Origin of the sequence: Spiroplasma endosymbiont of Andrena trimmerana (assembly GCF_964019575.1) — a bacterium.
Classification (GTDB): domain Bacteria; phylum Bacillota_I; class Bacilli_A; order Mycoplasmatales; family VBWQ01; genus Spiroplasma_E.
In genome coordinates this window covers 344,682-358,966 of the sequence record NZ_OZ026455.1, presented here as the reverse complement: position 1 = coordinate 358,966, position 14,285 = coordinate 344,682, and the positions used below count along the sequence as shown (strand labels likewise).

The 14,285-nt window shown below is 24.0% G+C and carries 12 protein-coding genes and 1 tRNA gene; 12 read left to right on the top strand and 1 reads right to left on the bottom strand.

Annotated features, from left to right (window positions below):
• Window positions 1–107 precede the first annotated feature (107 nt).
• The 4 genes from AACL03_RS02115 (at window position 108) to AACL03_RS02100 (ending at window position 4,558) form a co-directional block, all read left to right on the top strand.
• Complete coding sequence (locus AACL03_RS02115) at window positions 108–728, top strand: hypothetical protein (RefSeq protein WP_252319172.1); 621 nt, start codon at window positions 108–110, stop codon at window positions 726–728.
• 23 nt (window positions 729–751) lie between these two features.
• Window positions 752–2,332, top strand: a complete 1,581-nt coding sequence (locus tag AACL03_RS02110) for an AAA family ATPase (protein ID WP_338957914.1) — start codon at window positions 752–754, stop codon at window positions 2,330–2,332.
• Between the two features lie 14 nt (window positions 2,333–2,346).
• The gene (locus AACL03_RS02105) at window positions 2,347–3,834 is read left to right on the top strand and encodes a VWA domain-containing protein (RefSeq protein WP_339039037.1); all 1,488 of its coding nucleotides are present in this window, start codon (window positions 2,347–2,349) and stop codon (window positions 3,832–3,834) included.
• Between the two features lie 88 nt (window positions 3,835–3,922).
• Window positions 3,923–4,558 carry a hypothetical protein gene (locus tag AACL03_RS02100; protein ID WP_338957910.1) on the top strand — a complete coding sequence of 212 codons (636 nt, stop codon included), beginning with the start codon at window positions 3,923–3,925 and terminating at the stop codon, window positions 4,556–4,558.
• A gap of 23 nt (window positions 4,559–4,581) precedes the next feature.
• Here AACL03_RS02100 and AACL03_RS02095 read toward each other — a convergent pair whose 3' ends face one another.
• The gene (locus AACL03_RS02095) at window positions 4,582–5,547 is read right to left on the bottom strand and encodes an ankyrin repeat domain-containing protein (protein ID WP_339039035.1); all 966 of its coding nucleotides are present in this window, start codon (window positions 5,545–5,547) and stop codon (window positions 4,582–4,584) included.
• Window positions 5,548–6,183: 636 nt separating this feature from the next.
• Here AACL03_RS02095 and AACL03_RS02090 point away from each other — a divergent pair.
• The 8 genes from AACL03_RS02090 (at window position 6,184) to gpmI (ending at window position 14,156) form a co-directional block, all read left to right on the top strand.
• A complete protein-coding gene (locus AACL03_RS02090) occupies window positions 6,184–7,305 on the top strand; it encodes a hypothetical protein (RefSeq protein ID WP_339039033.1) in 1,122 nt (373 codons plus the stop codon).
• Window positions 7,306–7,408: 103 nt separating this feature from the next.
• The gene (locus tag AACL03_RS02085; RefSeq protein WP_339039031.1) at window positions 7,409–8,143 is read left to right on the top strand and encodes a hypothetical protein; all 735 of its coding nucleotides are present in this window, start codon (window positions 7,409–7,411) and stop codon (window positions 8,141–8,143) included.
• Window positions 8,144–8,239: 96 nt separating this feature from the next.
• Window positions 8,240–8,315, top strand: a tRNA-Phe gene (locus AACL03_RS02080).
• Window positions 8,316–8,447: 132 nt separating this feature from the next.
• Window positions 8,448–9,641 carry an N-acetylglucosamine-6-phosphate deacetylase gene (gene nagA / locus AACL03_RS02075; RefSeq protein ID WP_338957892.1) on the top strand — a complete coding sequence of 398 codons (1,194 nt, stop codon included), beginning with the start codon at window positions 8,448–8,450 and terminating at the stop codon, window positions 9,639–9,641.
• Window positions 9,642–9,668: 27 nt separating this feature from the next.
• Window positions 9,669–10,424 (top strand): glucosamine-6-phosphate deaminase, encoded by a 756-nt coding sequence (gene nagB / locus AACL03_RS02070; RefSeq protein WP_339039029.1) that lies wholly within the window; start codon window positions 9,669–9,671, stop codon window positions 10,422–10,424.
• An 11-nt stretch (window positions 10,425–10,435) separates the two neighbouring features.
• On the top strand, window positions 10,436–11,185 hold the full coding sequence (gene tpiA, locus AACL03_RS02065) for a triose-phosphate isomerase (protein WP_339039027.1): 750 nt from the start codon (window positions 10,436–10,438) through the stop codon (window positions 11,183–11,185).
• Window positions 11,186–11,226: 41 nt separating this feature from the next.
• Complete coding sequence (locus tag AACL03_RS02060) at window positions 11,227–12,603, top strand: hypothetical protein (protein ID WP_339039025.1); 1,377 nt, start codon at window positions 11,227–11,229, stop codon at window positions 12,601–12,603.
• Between the two features lie 17 nt (window positions 12,604–12,620).
• Complete coding sequence (gene gpmI, locus AACL03_RS02055; RefSeq protein WP_339039023.1) at window positions 12,621–14,156, top strand: 2,3-bisphosphoglycerate-independent phosphoglycerate mutase; 1,536 nt, start codon at window positions 12,621–12,623, stop codon at window positions 14,154–14,156.
• The last annotated feature ends 129 nt before the right edge of the window (window positions 14,157–14,285 follow it).

Here is a 14,285-nt window from a genome sequence, read left to right as displayed (position 1 = left end):
TTGTAAAATTGAACACTTATAATTTTGATTTATATCAGATACTATTATTAAGTTTTAATACCTAAAATAAGTTATAATATAAATAAAAAATAAGGGGTGTTAGATATATGGAAGAAAAAAAAGATGACTTAAAAAATACTCCATTGTCAAATGTTGATAATAGTATTATCAAACCAAATAATGATAATCCATCATTTAAAGATATTGAAGAACAACGTTTTACTACTTATAATCCGTTATTAAGTGATAGTATTAAATTTAAAAGAATGTATTGAAGTTCAAAAATGGAAAATATTGCTCGTATTTTGTTACTTACAGTTTCTTGTTTTCATTTAATTTTTTCTTATTTTTTAGCTAACAATTTGGTTAATCAAATTTTGAGTAATAAAGGTAGTAACATGAACCCAACTTATATAATTTATATATTTTTAATTATAACTCTGGGATTTAATTTTATATTTTATTTACCAGTAGCGATTGGTCGCACTGCTAGTGCTATGTTTGGATGATCAATTGTTTATATTATTTTAGCAATTGCTTATTTTATAGTTTTAGAAGTATTTTGTACAATTTTGTTAGTGGTTAATGGATTAGTAAATGAAACTGTTTCTGCAGAAGTTCCAATATTTATGATTATTGTTTTACTAATAACTGTTTTATGATTAATTGCTGCTTGTTTATTAATTGTTAAAAGTGATGATGTAAGAAGAGAATTAAGTGTCGAATAAATAATAAGTAAAGGAGAATATAAATGAGTACAGATAGTTTACTTTCTAAGCGAATTGAACAATTAATTAAAGTAATTAGCGCTGATGTTTATGAAAAAGAAACTGTTTTTAAACTTGCTATTTTGGCGTTATTATCAGGAGAATCAATATTTTTATTAGGATTACCAGGAATTGCTAAATCATTAATTTCACGACGAATTAAATATGCGCTCCATGATGGGCGAAATTTTGAATATTTAATGAATCGTTTTTCTACTCCAGAAGAAATTTTTGGACCAATCTCAATCAAAGATTTATTAAAAGGTAACTATGTAAGAATTATTGATCAATATTTGCCTGCTGTTGATATTGCTTTTTTGGATGAAATTTGAAAAGCAGGCCCTTCAATTCAAAATACATTACTAACTATTATTAATGAAAAAATCTTTCGTAATGGTGGTGTTGATATCAAAGTACCATTAAAACTATTAATTTCAGCTTCCAATGAGTTACCAGAAAGTGGTAAAGGTTTAGAAGCTTTATTTGATCGTTTTATTATTAGAATGATAGTTTATGGTTTAACTAATGAAGAAAATTTTAATGATATGTTAGAAAGTATTACTAGTTTAGAAGTAAAAGTTCCACTTGAATTACAAATTAAAACTTCTGAATATGAAAAGTGATTAAAAGAATTGGAAACTACTGTTACTTTAAGCAAAGAAACATTAAATTTTATTTCTCGTTTTCGTAAAATTTTAACAGAAGCAACTAATGGTAAAGCTTACATTTCTGATCGAAGATGAAAAAAAATTGCTAAATTAATAAAAGCTTCAGCTTATTATAATGGTAGAACAACTACTGATAAGCCTGATTTATTGATTATTCCTTACTGTATTTGAGATAATGAAGATCAAGAAAAAGAGTATACAAAACTTTTCAATGAAGCATATTGTGAAGATTTAACTTACACATTGAAACAAAATCAGATTGAACTGGAAAGTGAGTTGGAAACATTAAGTAATAATGCCGAAAACATTAAAGATAGTCAAAATCAACCATCTATTTACTCCAATCCATTTTCTGAACAAATTAAAGGCATATATTATCGTTTATTATGACATAGTGATGAGTTTCCAATTTGTTTTATTAGTAGAAAGGATTTTCAGTTATTATTACGACGTAATAAAAAGAGTCATAATATTCAATTATTTTATGGTAAAAGTTTAAGTAAAATGGAAGGTAATCAGAAGTTTGAGTTGCAATTAAAGAATTCTAGTGAATTAATAAATATTACAAATAATTCTATAATTCAAGTTGAATTAACTAATACTGATAGTAAATCACAATTTGGAAATATTAATAGTCAAATGAAAGATTTAAAGCAACAAATTAATGAATTAAAAGTACATTTTGAACAAGAATATCATCGTTTAAGTAAAACCGATTCTATATTTTTTGATGAACAATTTAAATCACTATTAGAAATGGCATTTTTTGATAAAATTTCACAAATACCAGAAGCAGAAACCGAAACGACTCTTTCATCAGAATCACTAACTGAAGATTCACCAATAACTATTTCAAATGTTAATGATACTAATAATAATAATTCTGATATTAATTAAGATAGGTGATTATTATGGAACAATTAATTGAATCCCATGTTTCACAAATTTTAGAAACTAAATTGAAAAAAATGTCTTTATCAGAAACAAATTTGAGTAGTTTTACTTGATTTAAAAAAAATTTTGCTTGATTAGCTCCAGAATTTGATCAACAAATTAGTCATTTTTATTTAAATGAAGTTTTAGAAAAAAGTAAAAATATTGTTATTAGTCCCATCATTAAAAGAGAATTACGATTATATTTCTGAGTTATGATTAATGGTATTGATAGATTAAAAAATAATTGACAAGAAATTTACACTAGGGCAAAAATTCTTGATTCACCAATGATTAATTATTTTCATTATTTTCAAGAAAAATTTAAGGATCGTAAACTTAATAGTAAATTAACTTTTGATAATTTTATAAGACATTGAGAAAGTTTAATTGTTCAAAGAATTGTAAATTATAAATTATTTGAAACTATGCAAATGCGTCAAAAATATTTAACAATGTGAAGTAATAATATTAAAATTATTAATGAAGTAAGACATATTGTTGGTTTTGCTTGAAATTTTTTTGGACGATTTTGAGAAGGAGATTTAAATGATTTTAAAAAAATTAATTTAAATACTATTATACAATATGGTGAAATTTTAAATAAGAATCCATCTATTATTGAAATTGCTAGACTACTTGGTCGTTGAAAAGGAATTTCGGGTTTAACAGAAAAGCAGGTTCATCAAAAAGTACAAATTGAATATCAATTAAAGCCATTAGGAAAATGGCCTGAAGAAATAGTAGGAATTACCGAGGGTAAAGATTTAGAACATTTATTACCATTAGAATTAGTTAATCTTGCTATTCCAGAGTTAAATGCTATTTTTTATAAAAAATTTGTTGAAGAAAAGTTAGCAATTACAGAGTTTGAATCAATGGATTTAGTTGCCACTGAACATCTTGTTGAAGAAGTTGTAGAAGTACCAATTCCCGAAAGTGAAGGCCCTTTTATCTTATGCATTGATACATCTAAATCGATGAGTCATAGTCCAGAAATTATTGCAAAATCAATTGCGCTTGCTATTAGTAAAATTGCTTTACAAGAAAAAAGACCATGCTATATGATCAATTTTTCTGGTAAATTTGAAACTTATGATTTATCTAATTTAGTTTCATCAATTCCCAATCTAATTCATTTTTTAGGTCATAGTTTTAAAGGACATACTAATATTAATCCAGCTATTAGTCACGCTTTAACAATTATGCAATCTAAAACATATCATAATGCAGACTTATTGGTAGTTTCTGATTTTTTATCTGCTAATATTACTAAAAATAATATTAATTTAATGTTGCAACTAAAAGCAAAAGCTAATCGCTTTCATGCTATTAATATTGCTTCTTCAACATTGTCTAATAATTTTAAAAAATATTTTACTAATTATTGACATTATGATCCTCGCGATCCATTTGCTGCGCGAAAAATTGCATTAAATTTAGTTAAAACTAAAAATAAATCTTAATCTTAATTTTGATAGTTATTTTTTTGCTTTAATAATGATAAAATATTATTAGAGTGAAAAAGTAAACTGATAATGAGAGATGGATAATATGAAAAAAAATAATTTAATTTTAAGCAAAACATTAGTTATTATTAGTGTTTTAACAGTAACAATTAGTTTATCAATTTTTCCATTATTTAATTGAGGTGTTCCATTAAAAAACAATATTGCTATTATTATTGCTTTAATCGTTAATAAAGAACCAATTACTAGTAGTTTTTATAAACAATTAATGACTAGTGATAGTATAGTTTCTTTATATACTTTTGGAACATTATTGATTTTTAATTTAACTTATTTAATACCATTAATTTTTATTAAAAAACCTTTTTCAAGATCAGTTTTTGCTATACACATGTTATTAATAACCTTAGTATTGATACTTTTTGTATTAGTACTTTTTAATTACTTTAATATTAGAAATTTTCAAACTATTCCTTTTAAAGATTTATGAACAATTCCTTGAGCAGGTATTGGTTTAAGTTTACTTACTATTTTTTGATATGGCTTAAAAAATTTATGAGTTAATCCTCCACAGTTATCAAAAAAAAGTAATGATTATAGTAAAAACAAAAAAGAAGAAATTAAAAGTGATGATTTACCATCATATGAAGATTTACAATTACAATTAAAAATGTTAAAAAAACAATTAAAAGAAGTTAGAAATATTAAAGGTAAGAAATAATAAAAGTTATTTTAGATTTTTAATTAGATCATTAGCAAACTTTGTTTTTTGATATTTGTTGTTGGTTGATTACTATAGTTAGGTGAATTTATTTCATTTTTACTTGAGTTTAAAATTCATGATTGCAAATATTCTTTCACTTCTAGATTCACTTTATTTATTGATTCTCAAAAATTATCTATACATTCAATTTTAGCACCATTTTCTATTAGAAACTTAACTCCCTCTATATTATTATTATCAGCAATTAGAATTAAGGCAGTTTTACCATTTTGATTTGTATGATTAATATCAGCGTTATTTTCTACTAAAAATTTAATAACATCTAAGTGATTATTTTGAGCAGCTCGTGTTAAAGCACTTTCTTTATTATAATTAATTATATGGTTAACATCGGCATCGTTTTCAACTAAAAATTTAACTATATTTAAATATCCTTTTTTGGCGGCTTTTGTTAAAGCGCTATTACCACTACCAATTTTTATATTTTTTTGAAAAGAATTTTCTTTTATTCTATAAGTATAAGTAAAAATATCTGAATTTGTATAGTTGACATTAGCATTATTTAGTAATAAAAGTTTAATTTTTTCTAAATCATTTTCTTTTACTGCATTCATTAATTGTTTATTTTTTTCTCTTTCTCTTGCTTGTGGTGAACATGATTTCAAAAATTTAATTACATCTAAATGACCATTTTCAATAGCTCGATCTAAAGCAGTTTCACCACGTAAATTTATTTGATTAACATCTGCATCGTTTTCAACTAAAAATTTAACTATATTTAAATACCCTTTTTTGGCGACTTTTGTTAAAGCGCTATTACCACTAGTATTTTTATCTGGATAAGAAGTCACTTTACCGGTAAGTTTTTTACAAATGGAATATTTAAAGTTTCTATAATTGACATCAGCGCCATTTTTTACTAATTTCATAGTTTTTTTAAAATTACCTTCTTCAATAGCAATCATTAATTTCTCATTTTTAGTCATATCTTTTAATGCTCCTTTTCTTCTAACAATTTAATAAAAATCCTAATATAGAAAATATCTATACTAGGAATAAACAATTATTAAATTAATAAAATTATAATTTATTTTTTTAATCTATCAATTAATATGCTTTTTTGTATTTTTAAGGTTTTGAATATTTAATTAAAAATAATTTAAAGAATGTAAATAAATGATTATAAAATAAGTGTTTTGTATAGTTTGATTTAATTATTATTTTATAGTAGTGTATTATCAATAGTAATTATAATATTTGCAAAATTAGCCTTTTAATAGATTTATTTATTAATAAGGTTTTTTAATATTATAATTTATATTTTAAATTAACATTTTTATGAGGAGAAATTTTAATGCCAAGATTAGAACATTTAGAAAAAGAAAGAATAAACAAATTTCTTATTTTACTAAAAAATAGTGATGAAATAAAATTTTTTTTAATGATTATAAAGAAGTCATATTAAATGGTGAATGTCAATATATGAATTTTTTTTATGATTTAGATGAATTTTTAAAAGATATAGAAAAAATTAGAGAACAATTAAGAGCAGAAACGGCTCCTGATAATAAAAAAATAAAAAAAATAAATTCTTTTTTTTAAAAAAGGAAAATAATAAAAAAATGTTTTTAATAGAAAACTTAGAAAAGAAAGCAAATATGTTGGAAGAAATACATAATATTTTATTAGAACTACGTGATAATGCACCAAAACGGGAAATGGAACATATTATTTATTTAAAAATATTATTATTATTATATTTTAATGATACTACTATAGAAGGCAAAACGTTAGATTTTTCTGAATATGAACAATGAAAAAAGATATTTATTGAATTTGCTAATATAAAAATGAATGAACTTGAAGGAATTGATTTAGAAAATATTAAAATAATAACTAATACAGTACAAACTTTATTTTTAGATGTATTTCGTGATGAAACTTTTCAAAACAAACATGAATTGGAAGTTATAAAAGTAAAAAATTTAATGGAAAAATTTATTTATGAAACAATTAATAGTAAAGAAATATTAAGTTTTCAAGTAGCGTTTGCCAATCATAAATTAGTTAATGAACAATATAACAATCTAAAAGATAATCAAGAATCAGTTCTAAAAGAAATTAATTTAAAAATAAAAGTTATTACAGATAAAATAGAAAAAAACAATATGAAGCTACAAAAAATAAAAAACATATGATTTTATAAGATTTGAAAATGTAGACAGTTAAAGAAAAGTAACAAAAATTGAGAAATTAAATTAGGTGAAAAGATTGCAGAAAAAGAATTTTTTTTAAAAAAATTTAAAGATCTTTATACTAAATCACTAGATCAGTCAACACTTAAAAAAGCAGAATTGGATTTATCTGCTAAACTATTAGCATTTTATTTAGAACAAAACAAATCTAAAAATTTAAAATTTTCTGAATATGAAGTGTGAAAAGTCGAATTTATTGCTACATGTGAAAAAGTAATTAAAAATCTTGAATTTAATAGTTTAAAAATAGAGTTAATTAGTAATTTTGCAGTAACTTTATTTAAAGATGTTTTAAAAAATATTGAACTTCAAAAAAAATACGAAATTAAAGTTATTAATGATGATAATGATTTATCATCTCAATTAGATTCTGATACATGTCTTGTTTCTGAAAGCGGCATTAGTGAGTGAAGTGATAGTTTTGGTGAAAGTATTAATATTGATATGAATATTAATTTTCATTCTCCTAAACAAACAATTGTAACATAAGTTATTAATAAAATAAATTATTAAAATTATAGATATTGAATTTTTATAAAATATAAATAAATTATCGGATTAAATAGTGGGTTATAGAGATATATTTGAACTAATGGAAAGAATGATAAAAATGGATATTAAACTTATAAACAAATGAGAAGTAATAATTAAATTAATAATATATTCACAAGCAATAAGAGAATATCAAGAGTATTTTAATGTTTTACAAGAATTAGAAAAAGAACGTATAACTAGATTAGAAGATCTTGAAAATAAAAAACAAGAAATAATAGAAAAAATAAATAATAAACAATTAGTAATTCCAATTATTACTGCATTATTAAATTGTTGAAGAAGAAATAAAATTCAAGATTTTGATTTTTTGATTAAAAAATTGAAAGTTAAAACTCCTCATAATAATATGAGAAAAGTATGACGTAATGTTTGAAAAGAAATATTAACTTATTATTGTGATGGTGATTTAACTAAGACAATTAATTCCGAAGAGTTTAAAGAATGACAGGATAAATTTATCGAAAATTGTGAATCATTAATTGAAAAATGAAAAGGTAAAGAAAAATATAAATTGATATTAGATACTTGTAAAAAATTATGTGAGATTGTCAAAAGTTTAGTAAATGATGTGTGTAGTGATCATGAATTTCAAAGAAGTGAATCATTAAATATTATTGGTAATAATATATTTTTACAAGCAAATATTGCTAAAGAAAATGGGTCTACTGATTTATCAAATAATAATTGAAAAGAAAAAATTAGAAGAGACTCAAATCACTTAATGCCAAAAACTGAAAAACCTTGTTGAAGAAGATATGTAATTAGAAGATAATTAGTAAAAAAATAAATATATATTTAAATAAATTAAAAAATAAGTTTTAACCCCTTGTTATTTTTTACTTTTATATGCTATTATTGTATAGGTAACGGCTCGGTAGCTCAGTTGGTAGAGCATTCGCCTGAAGAGCGAAGTGTCAGTGGTTCGAATCCGCTTCGAGCCACCATTATTTAAAATATAGGCAATTAAGCCTTTTTTTTAATTATTTTTCTTAGATTTAGGTTTAAGTTAAAATTTTAGGTATAATAGTGTCATTAGCAATTTTAAACAATTAATAATTCTAGAAAGAAGGGTATTAGTGTCTAAAATTTTAGTTTTAAATAATGCAAAAATAATTAGCATTAAGAAAATAATAAATAATGGTTTTTTAGTAATTAAAGATAATTTAATTTTCCAAATTAATGAAGGAAAGTATAATTATGAATTTCAAGATGCTCAGGTTATTGAATGTCATAATCAAACAATAATACCTGGTTTTATTGATTTACATGTACATGGAGGTTATGGCTATAGTTTAATGGATGGTACCATTGAATCAATTAATAATTTTGCAAAATTAGTTCCAAAAGAGGGAGTAACAAAGTTTTGTTATGCAACAGTTACTGCCAGTAAAAAAGAAATTGATAATATTCTTTCAGTATTTGCTAAGTATATGAAAACAGAAAATAAAGGTAACAAGGCACGAATTATTGGTGCATATTTAGAAGGACCTTTTATCTCAGAATTACAAAAAGGAGCACATACTCCGTCATTACTTCATGTTCCTGATCTTAATTTAGTAAAATCTTGAAATATAATTAGTAACAAAAATTTAAAATTTATTGTTTATGCTCCTGAGATAGATCCTAATTTAAATAATAAAAATTCAAATTTTATTTCTTCATTAATTAAAAATAATATTATTCCTAGTGTTGGTCATAGTAATGCTACTTTTAAAGAAATAACTAAAACTGTTGAATATGGTTTAACGCATATTACCCATCTTTATAATGCAATGAGTCCCTATAATCATCGCGATCCTGGTGTTGTTCCAGCATCATTATATTATGATCAATTAGTTACTGAGTTAATTTGTGATGGAATTCATGTTGATATTGATATTTTAGCAATAACATATAAAATTAAAGGTGCCGATGGAATTTGTATGATTACTGATGCCATGAGTGCAAAGGGACAGCCTGATGGTAAGTATTTATTGGGACCATTACCTGTCATTAAAAGTAATAATAAGGTTACTGTTGAAGCAACCGGAAAATTGGCAGGCAGCATTGCAACAATGATTGCTGGTTTTAAAAATTTATTAAAAATTACTAATAATAATTGACAAGATTGCATCAAAATGGCCTCTTATAATAGTGCTAAACAAGTAGGAATTGCAAATAAAACGGGTGATATTGTTATTGGTAAATTAGCAGATATTATTGTATTAACTAAGAATAATGATATTTTTTTAACAATATGCGAAGGAAAAATTGCGTATCAACAAGAATAAGTAAGTAATGTAAGGGGTTTTTAAATTATGAAATTAATTATTTTAAAAGATAAAACTGAGGTTGCTCAATTATTAAGTAAAATTATTATTGATATTATTAAAGTTAAACCAAATGCTATTTTAGGATTAGCAACAGGAAGTAGTCCAATTGAAACATATAATTTATTAATAGCAGATGCAAAAAATAACAAAAGAGATTGATCAAAAGTTGTAACATTTAATTTAGATGAATATGTTGGTTTAACTCCAGATCATGTAAAAAGTTATCGTTATTTTATGAATCATCAATTATTTAATCATATTAAAAGTCTTAATTTAAAAAATACGTATGTTCCTAAAGGTATTGGTGATTTAGACCAAAATGTGGAAGAATATGAAAAATTATTAAAAGAAAAAGGACCAATTGATTTACAAATATTGGGTTTAGGTACTAATGGTCATATTGCTTTTAATGAACCAGGTACTCTTGCAAGTAGTAAAACACATGTTGTTAATTTAACTAAAGAAACAATTGAAGCTAATAAAAGATTTTTTTCTAAAGTTGAAGATGTACCAACCAAAGCTGTTACGATGGGCATTCATACTATTTTACAAGCTAAATTGATTGTTTTAATTGCTACAGGAACTAATAAAGCACAAGCTATTCGAGAGTTAGTTGAAGGTAAAGTTTCTCCAAATTATCCATGTACTTTTTTACAAAATCATGATGATGTTACAATTATTATTGATGAAGAAGCAGCAGCATTATTAAAACCAACTATATCAAAAAAAAAATTAACTTAAAGGAGAAACAAATGGAACGTAAAAAGATTATTATTGGAAATTGAAAAATGTATAAAAATATAGAAGAAACTCAATTTTTTTTAAATGAATTTAATAAATTAATAAAAACTAAAAATATTAAATATGATTATGGAATAGCAGCTAGTTTTACTAATTTACCCTTACTAAAAATGAATAAAACTTCTGCTTTAATTATTGCAGCTCAAAATTGTCATTATGAAACCGAAGGTGCATATACTGGTGAAATTTCAATTAAGATGCTAAAAGATATGATGGTTAGTCATGTTATTATTGGTCATTCTGAACGCAGAATGTATTTTAATGAAGTAGATGAAACAATAAATAAAAAAATACATTCACTATTTAATGCTAATATTATACCAATTTTATGTTGTGGTGAAACTTTAAACCAATATGAAAATAAAGAAACTAATGAAGTAATTAAAAATCAAATTAAGTTAGCATTAAAAAATATTAAAGCAGAAAATATTGCTAAGTTAGTAATTGCCTATGAGCCAATATGAGCAATTGGTACTGGTAAAACAGCAACAGCTCAACAAGCCCAAACGGTTTGTAAAATGATTCGTGAATTTATTAGTGAATTATATAATAAAAATGTTGCAGAACAAGTACGTATTCAGTATGGTGGTTCAGTAAAACCCGATAATATTAAATTAATACTTTCTGAACCCGACATTGATGGTGCATTAGTTGGAGGTGCTTCATTAGTACCACAATCTTTTTTTGATTTACTAATTTAACTCTATTTAAATTACTAATAAAAATAAGGAGTTAACTAAACATGGAATTATCAAAGATACAAATTAAAAGTATGTGAACAAAACTAACAAAAAAAATTAAACATCGTGCCTTTCCGGCAACCACTTTTGTCAATGCTTTTAGGAATAAGTCAGAAATTTTAGCATTGTTTAGCAAAAATGGTGAAGACACTAATCAATTAGAACAAATTGGCTTTATTATTTGTACTAAAACTATTTTTGCTCCTAGTAGTGATAGTATTGTTAGTGACAAAGGTATTGTTACTAATGAATATTTTACTGGTGAAGTAATTGATGTTAATAATACTCTTATTCCTAATACTTATATTCATTTAGTTAAGGTTAATAGTGGACCAATCGTTATTAACGATATTCCATTGTATTTAACTATCAATGAAAGTCATCATCAATCATTAGTTAATAATAAAATTGGTGCTAAATTATTTATAAATAGTTTGATGAAACAATTAAATTATAAAACTTCTAATTTTAGTTCTATTTCTATTACTGAACAAAATTTTATTGTTGCTCTTAATAATTTAAAGATAAATAGAAAACAAATATTGCAAAGTGAATTTATCATTAATTCTTTATTAGAACAAAAATTATCATTAGAACAGTTAATTTTATTGCAAAATAAAAAAGAATATAGTTATTTAAAAAAATTTAATGAAGTTGAATTACAAGAAATTATTAATTTGCAAAAAATAGCAGTTGTTGCTATTAAAACTAATAAAGATCAGCGAAAAATAACATTAATAGCAGGTAATAAACAACGAATTGAAAACTTTTTTATTAATGCTAAAAAACCAATCATTAATGCTATTAATGCTATTAATAAAAAAATTAGAGCAATTAATCAGCCCGAAAATATTCAACCAATAGCACCGATAACTAATATTACTAATTATCAAGATTTATGACAATTACAAAAAATTCATAAAGAACTATTGAAGTCATTTTCAAAATGGCGGATAGTATCTCAAGATATATTAGAAAATTTATCACAGACTTTTGCTTATGGTTATTATTCAGAAGTCATTGATAATTTGAAAATTACTCATTATTCTTTTAATAATGATTTATTAGATTATAATTTAATGGAAATTAAAGGACACAATTTATTAGCTAATAGTAGTAATACTATTTTATTTCTTTCTAATAATATTAGTGATAATCCTAGTATGGTTATTTTATTAAGTGAAGATTTAAAATCAATTTGTGATTTAAAAACAATAATTACTAAAATTACTAAAAAGCAATCTATTAAAATAGTCTTTAAAAAAGATATTGTTATTTTGAGTACTGTTCATTATCAATGTATTACTGATTTTATTACTAAAATGATTACTATTTTTAAATCTGATAATTTTAAACATCAGTTACAAGTTATTAAATAAAATATGAGGTGAAATTTATGAAAACAAAACAACCAATATTACTATGTATTTTAGATGGTTTTGGTATTGCAAAATCTAGTTCAACTAATGCTATTAGTTCTGCAACAAAACCTAATTTGGATTATTTATTAAAAACTTATCCGCATACTGAAGTTTCAGCTTCTGGCCTTGCAGTTGGTTTACCAGAAGGACAAATGGGCAACTCTGAAGTTGGACATTTACAAATTGGTGCCGGTAGAGTAATTTATCAGTCATTAACATTAATTAATAAGTCAATAAATGATAAAACATTTTTTAAAAATGAAACAATATTGTCAGCAATTAATCATGCCAAAAAGAATAATAGTAATGTTCATATTATTGGTTTACTAAGTGATGGTGGAGTACATGCTCATATTAATCATATTTTAGCATTATTAGAAATTGCTAAACAACAAAATTTTAAGAATGTTTATGTTCATGCTATTTTAGATGGTCGTGATACAAAAGCTGATATTTCTAAAATTTATATTGAACAGTTATTAAAAACTATGAAACAATTAGGCATTGGTATGCTTGCTACTATTTCAGGAAGATATTATGCTATGGATCGCGATAAACGTTGAGATCGTTTAAAAATAGCATATGATGTAATAGTTAATCATGAAGGTGCTTCATTTATTGATCCTATTGCTTATGTTAATGCAGAATATAGCGCTGGTCGTAATGATGAATTTATTATGCCTGCTTATAATTCTGAAATTAATAATGGTAATATTAGGAATAACGATAGCATTATTTTTGCTAATTTCCGTCCTGATCGTGCAATTCAATTAGCATCAGCATTAACAAATAATAAATATGATTTTAATATTAGTATGAAAATACCAACATTAAAAAATACTTTTTTTATTTCAATGATGGAATATGCTAAAAGTGTTAAACCACAAGGTGTTATTTTTCCACCTATATCAATGCTTGATGCTTTAGGGGAATGATTAAGTAAAAATCAATATCATCAATTACGAATTGCTGAAACTGAAAAATATGCACACGTAACTTATTTTTTTGATGGTGGTGTTGATGTTGAATATCCACTATCAACAAGAATTTTAATTCCTTCACCAAAAGTAGCAACTTATGACTTAAAACCAGAAATGAGTGCTCGCGAAATTACTACTCGTTTAGAAAGTGAAATTTCTAAAAACATATATGATGTTATGGTTTTAAATTTTGCTAATCCTGATATGGTTGGTCATACTGGTGTTTTAAATGCTGCCATTGATGCGATTGATGTTATTGATGAATGTATTGGAAAATTGTATCAAGCAATAAAAAAAGTGAATGGTATTTTAATGATTACTGCTGATCATGGTAATGCTGAAATCATGATTGATAAAGAGGGTAATCCTAATAAAAAACATACATCGCAACCAGTACCATTTATTATTTGTAAAACAGGATTAAAATTAAAATCAGGTGGTTGCTTAGCAAATATTGCTCCAACGCTATTAGACGTTTTGGGTTTAGTTAAACCAACTGTTATGACCAGTGAGTCTTTAATTATTAAATAGAAATATATTGATTTTTCTTTTTATTGATAAGTGCTTGTTTTAAGAATATAAAAGTATTAAAATATAGGCATATGAATTAAATATAGTGTTTCCCCTTTTATTTTTTTAAATAAATATAAGGGGTTTATT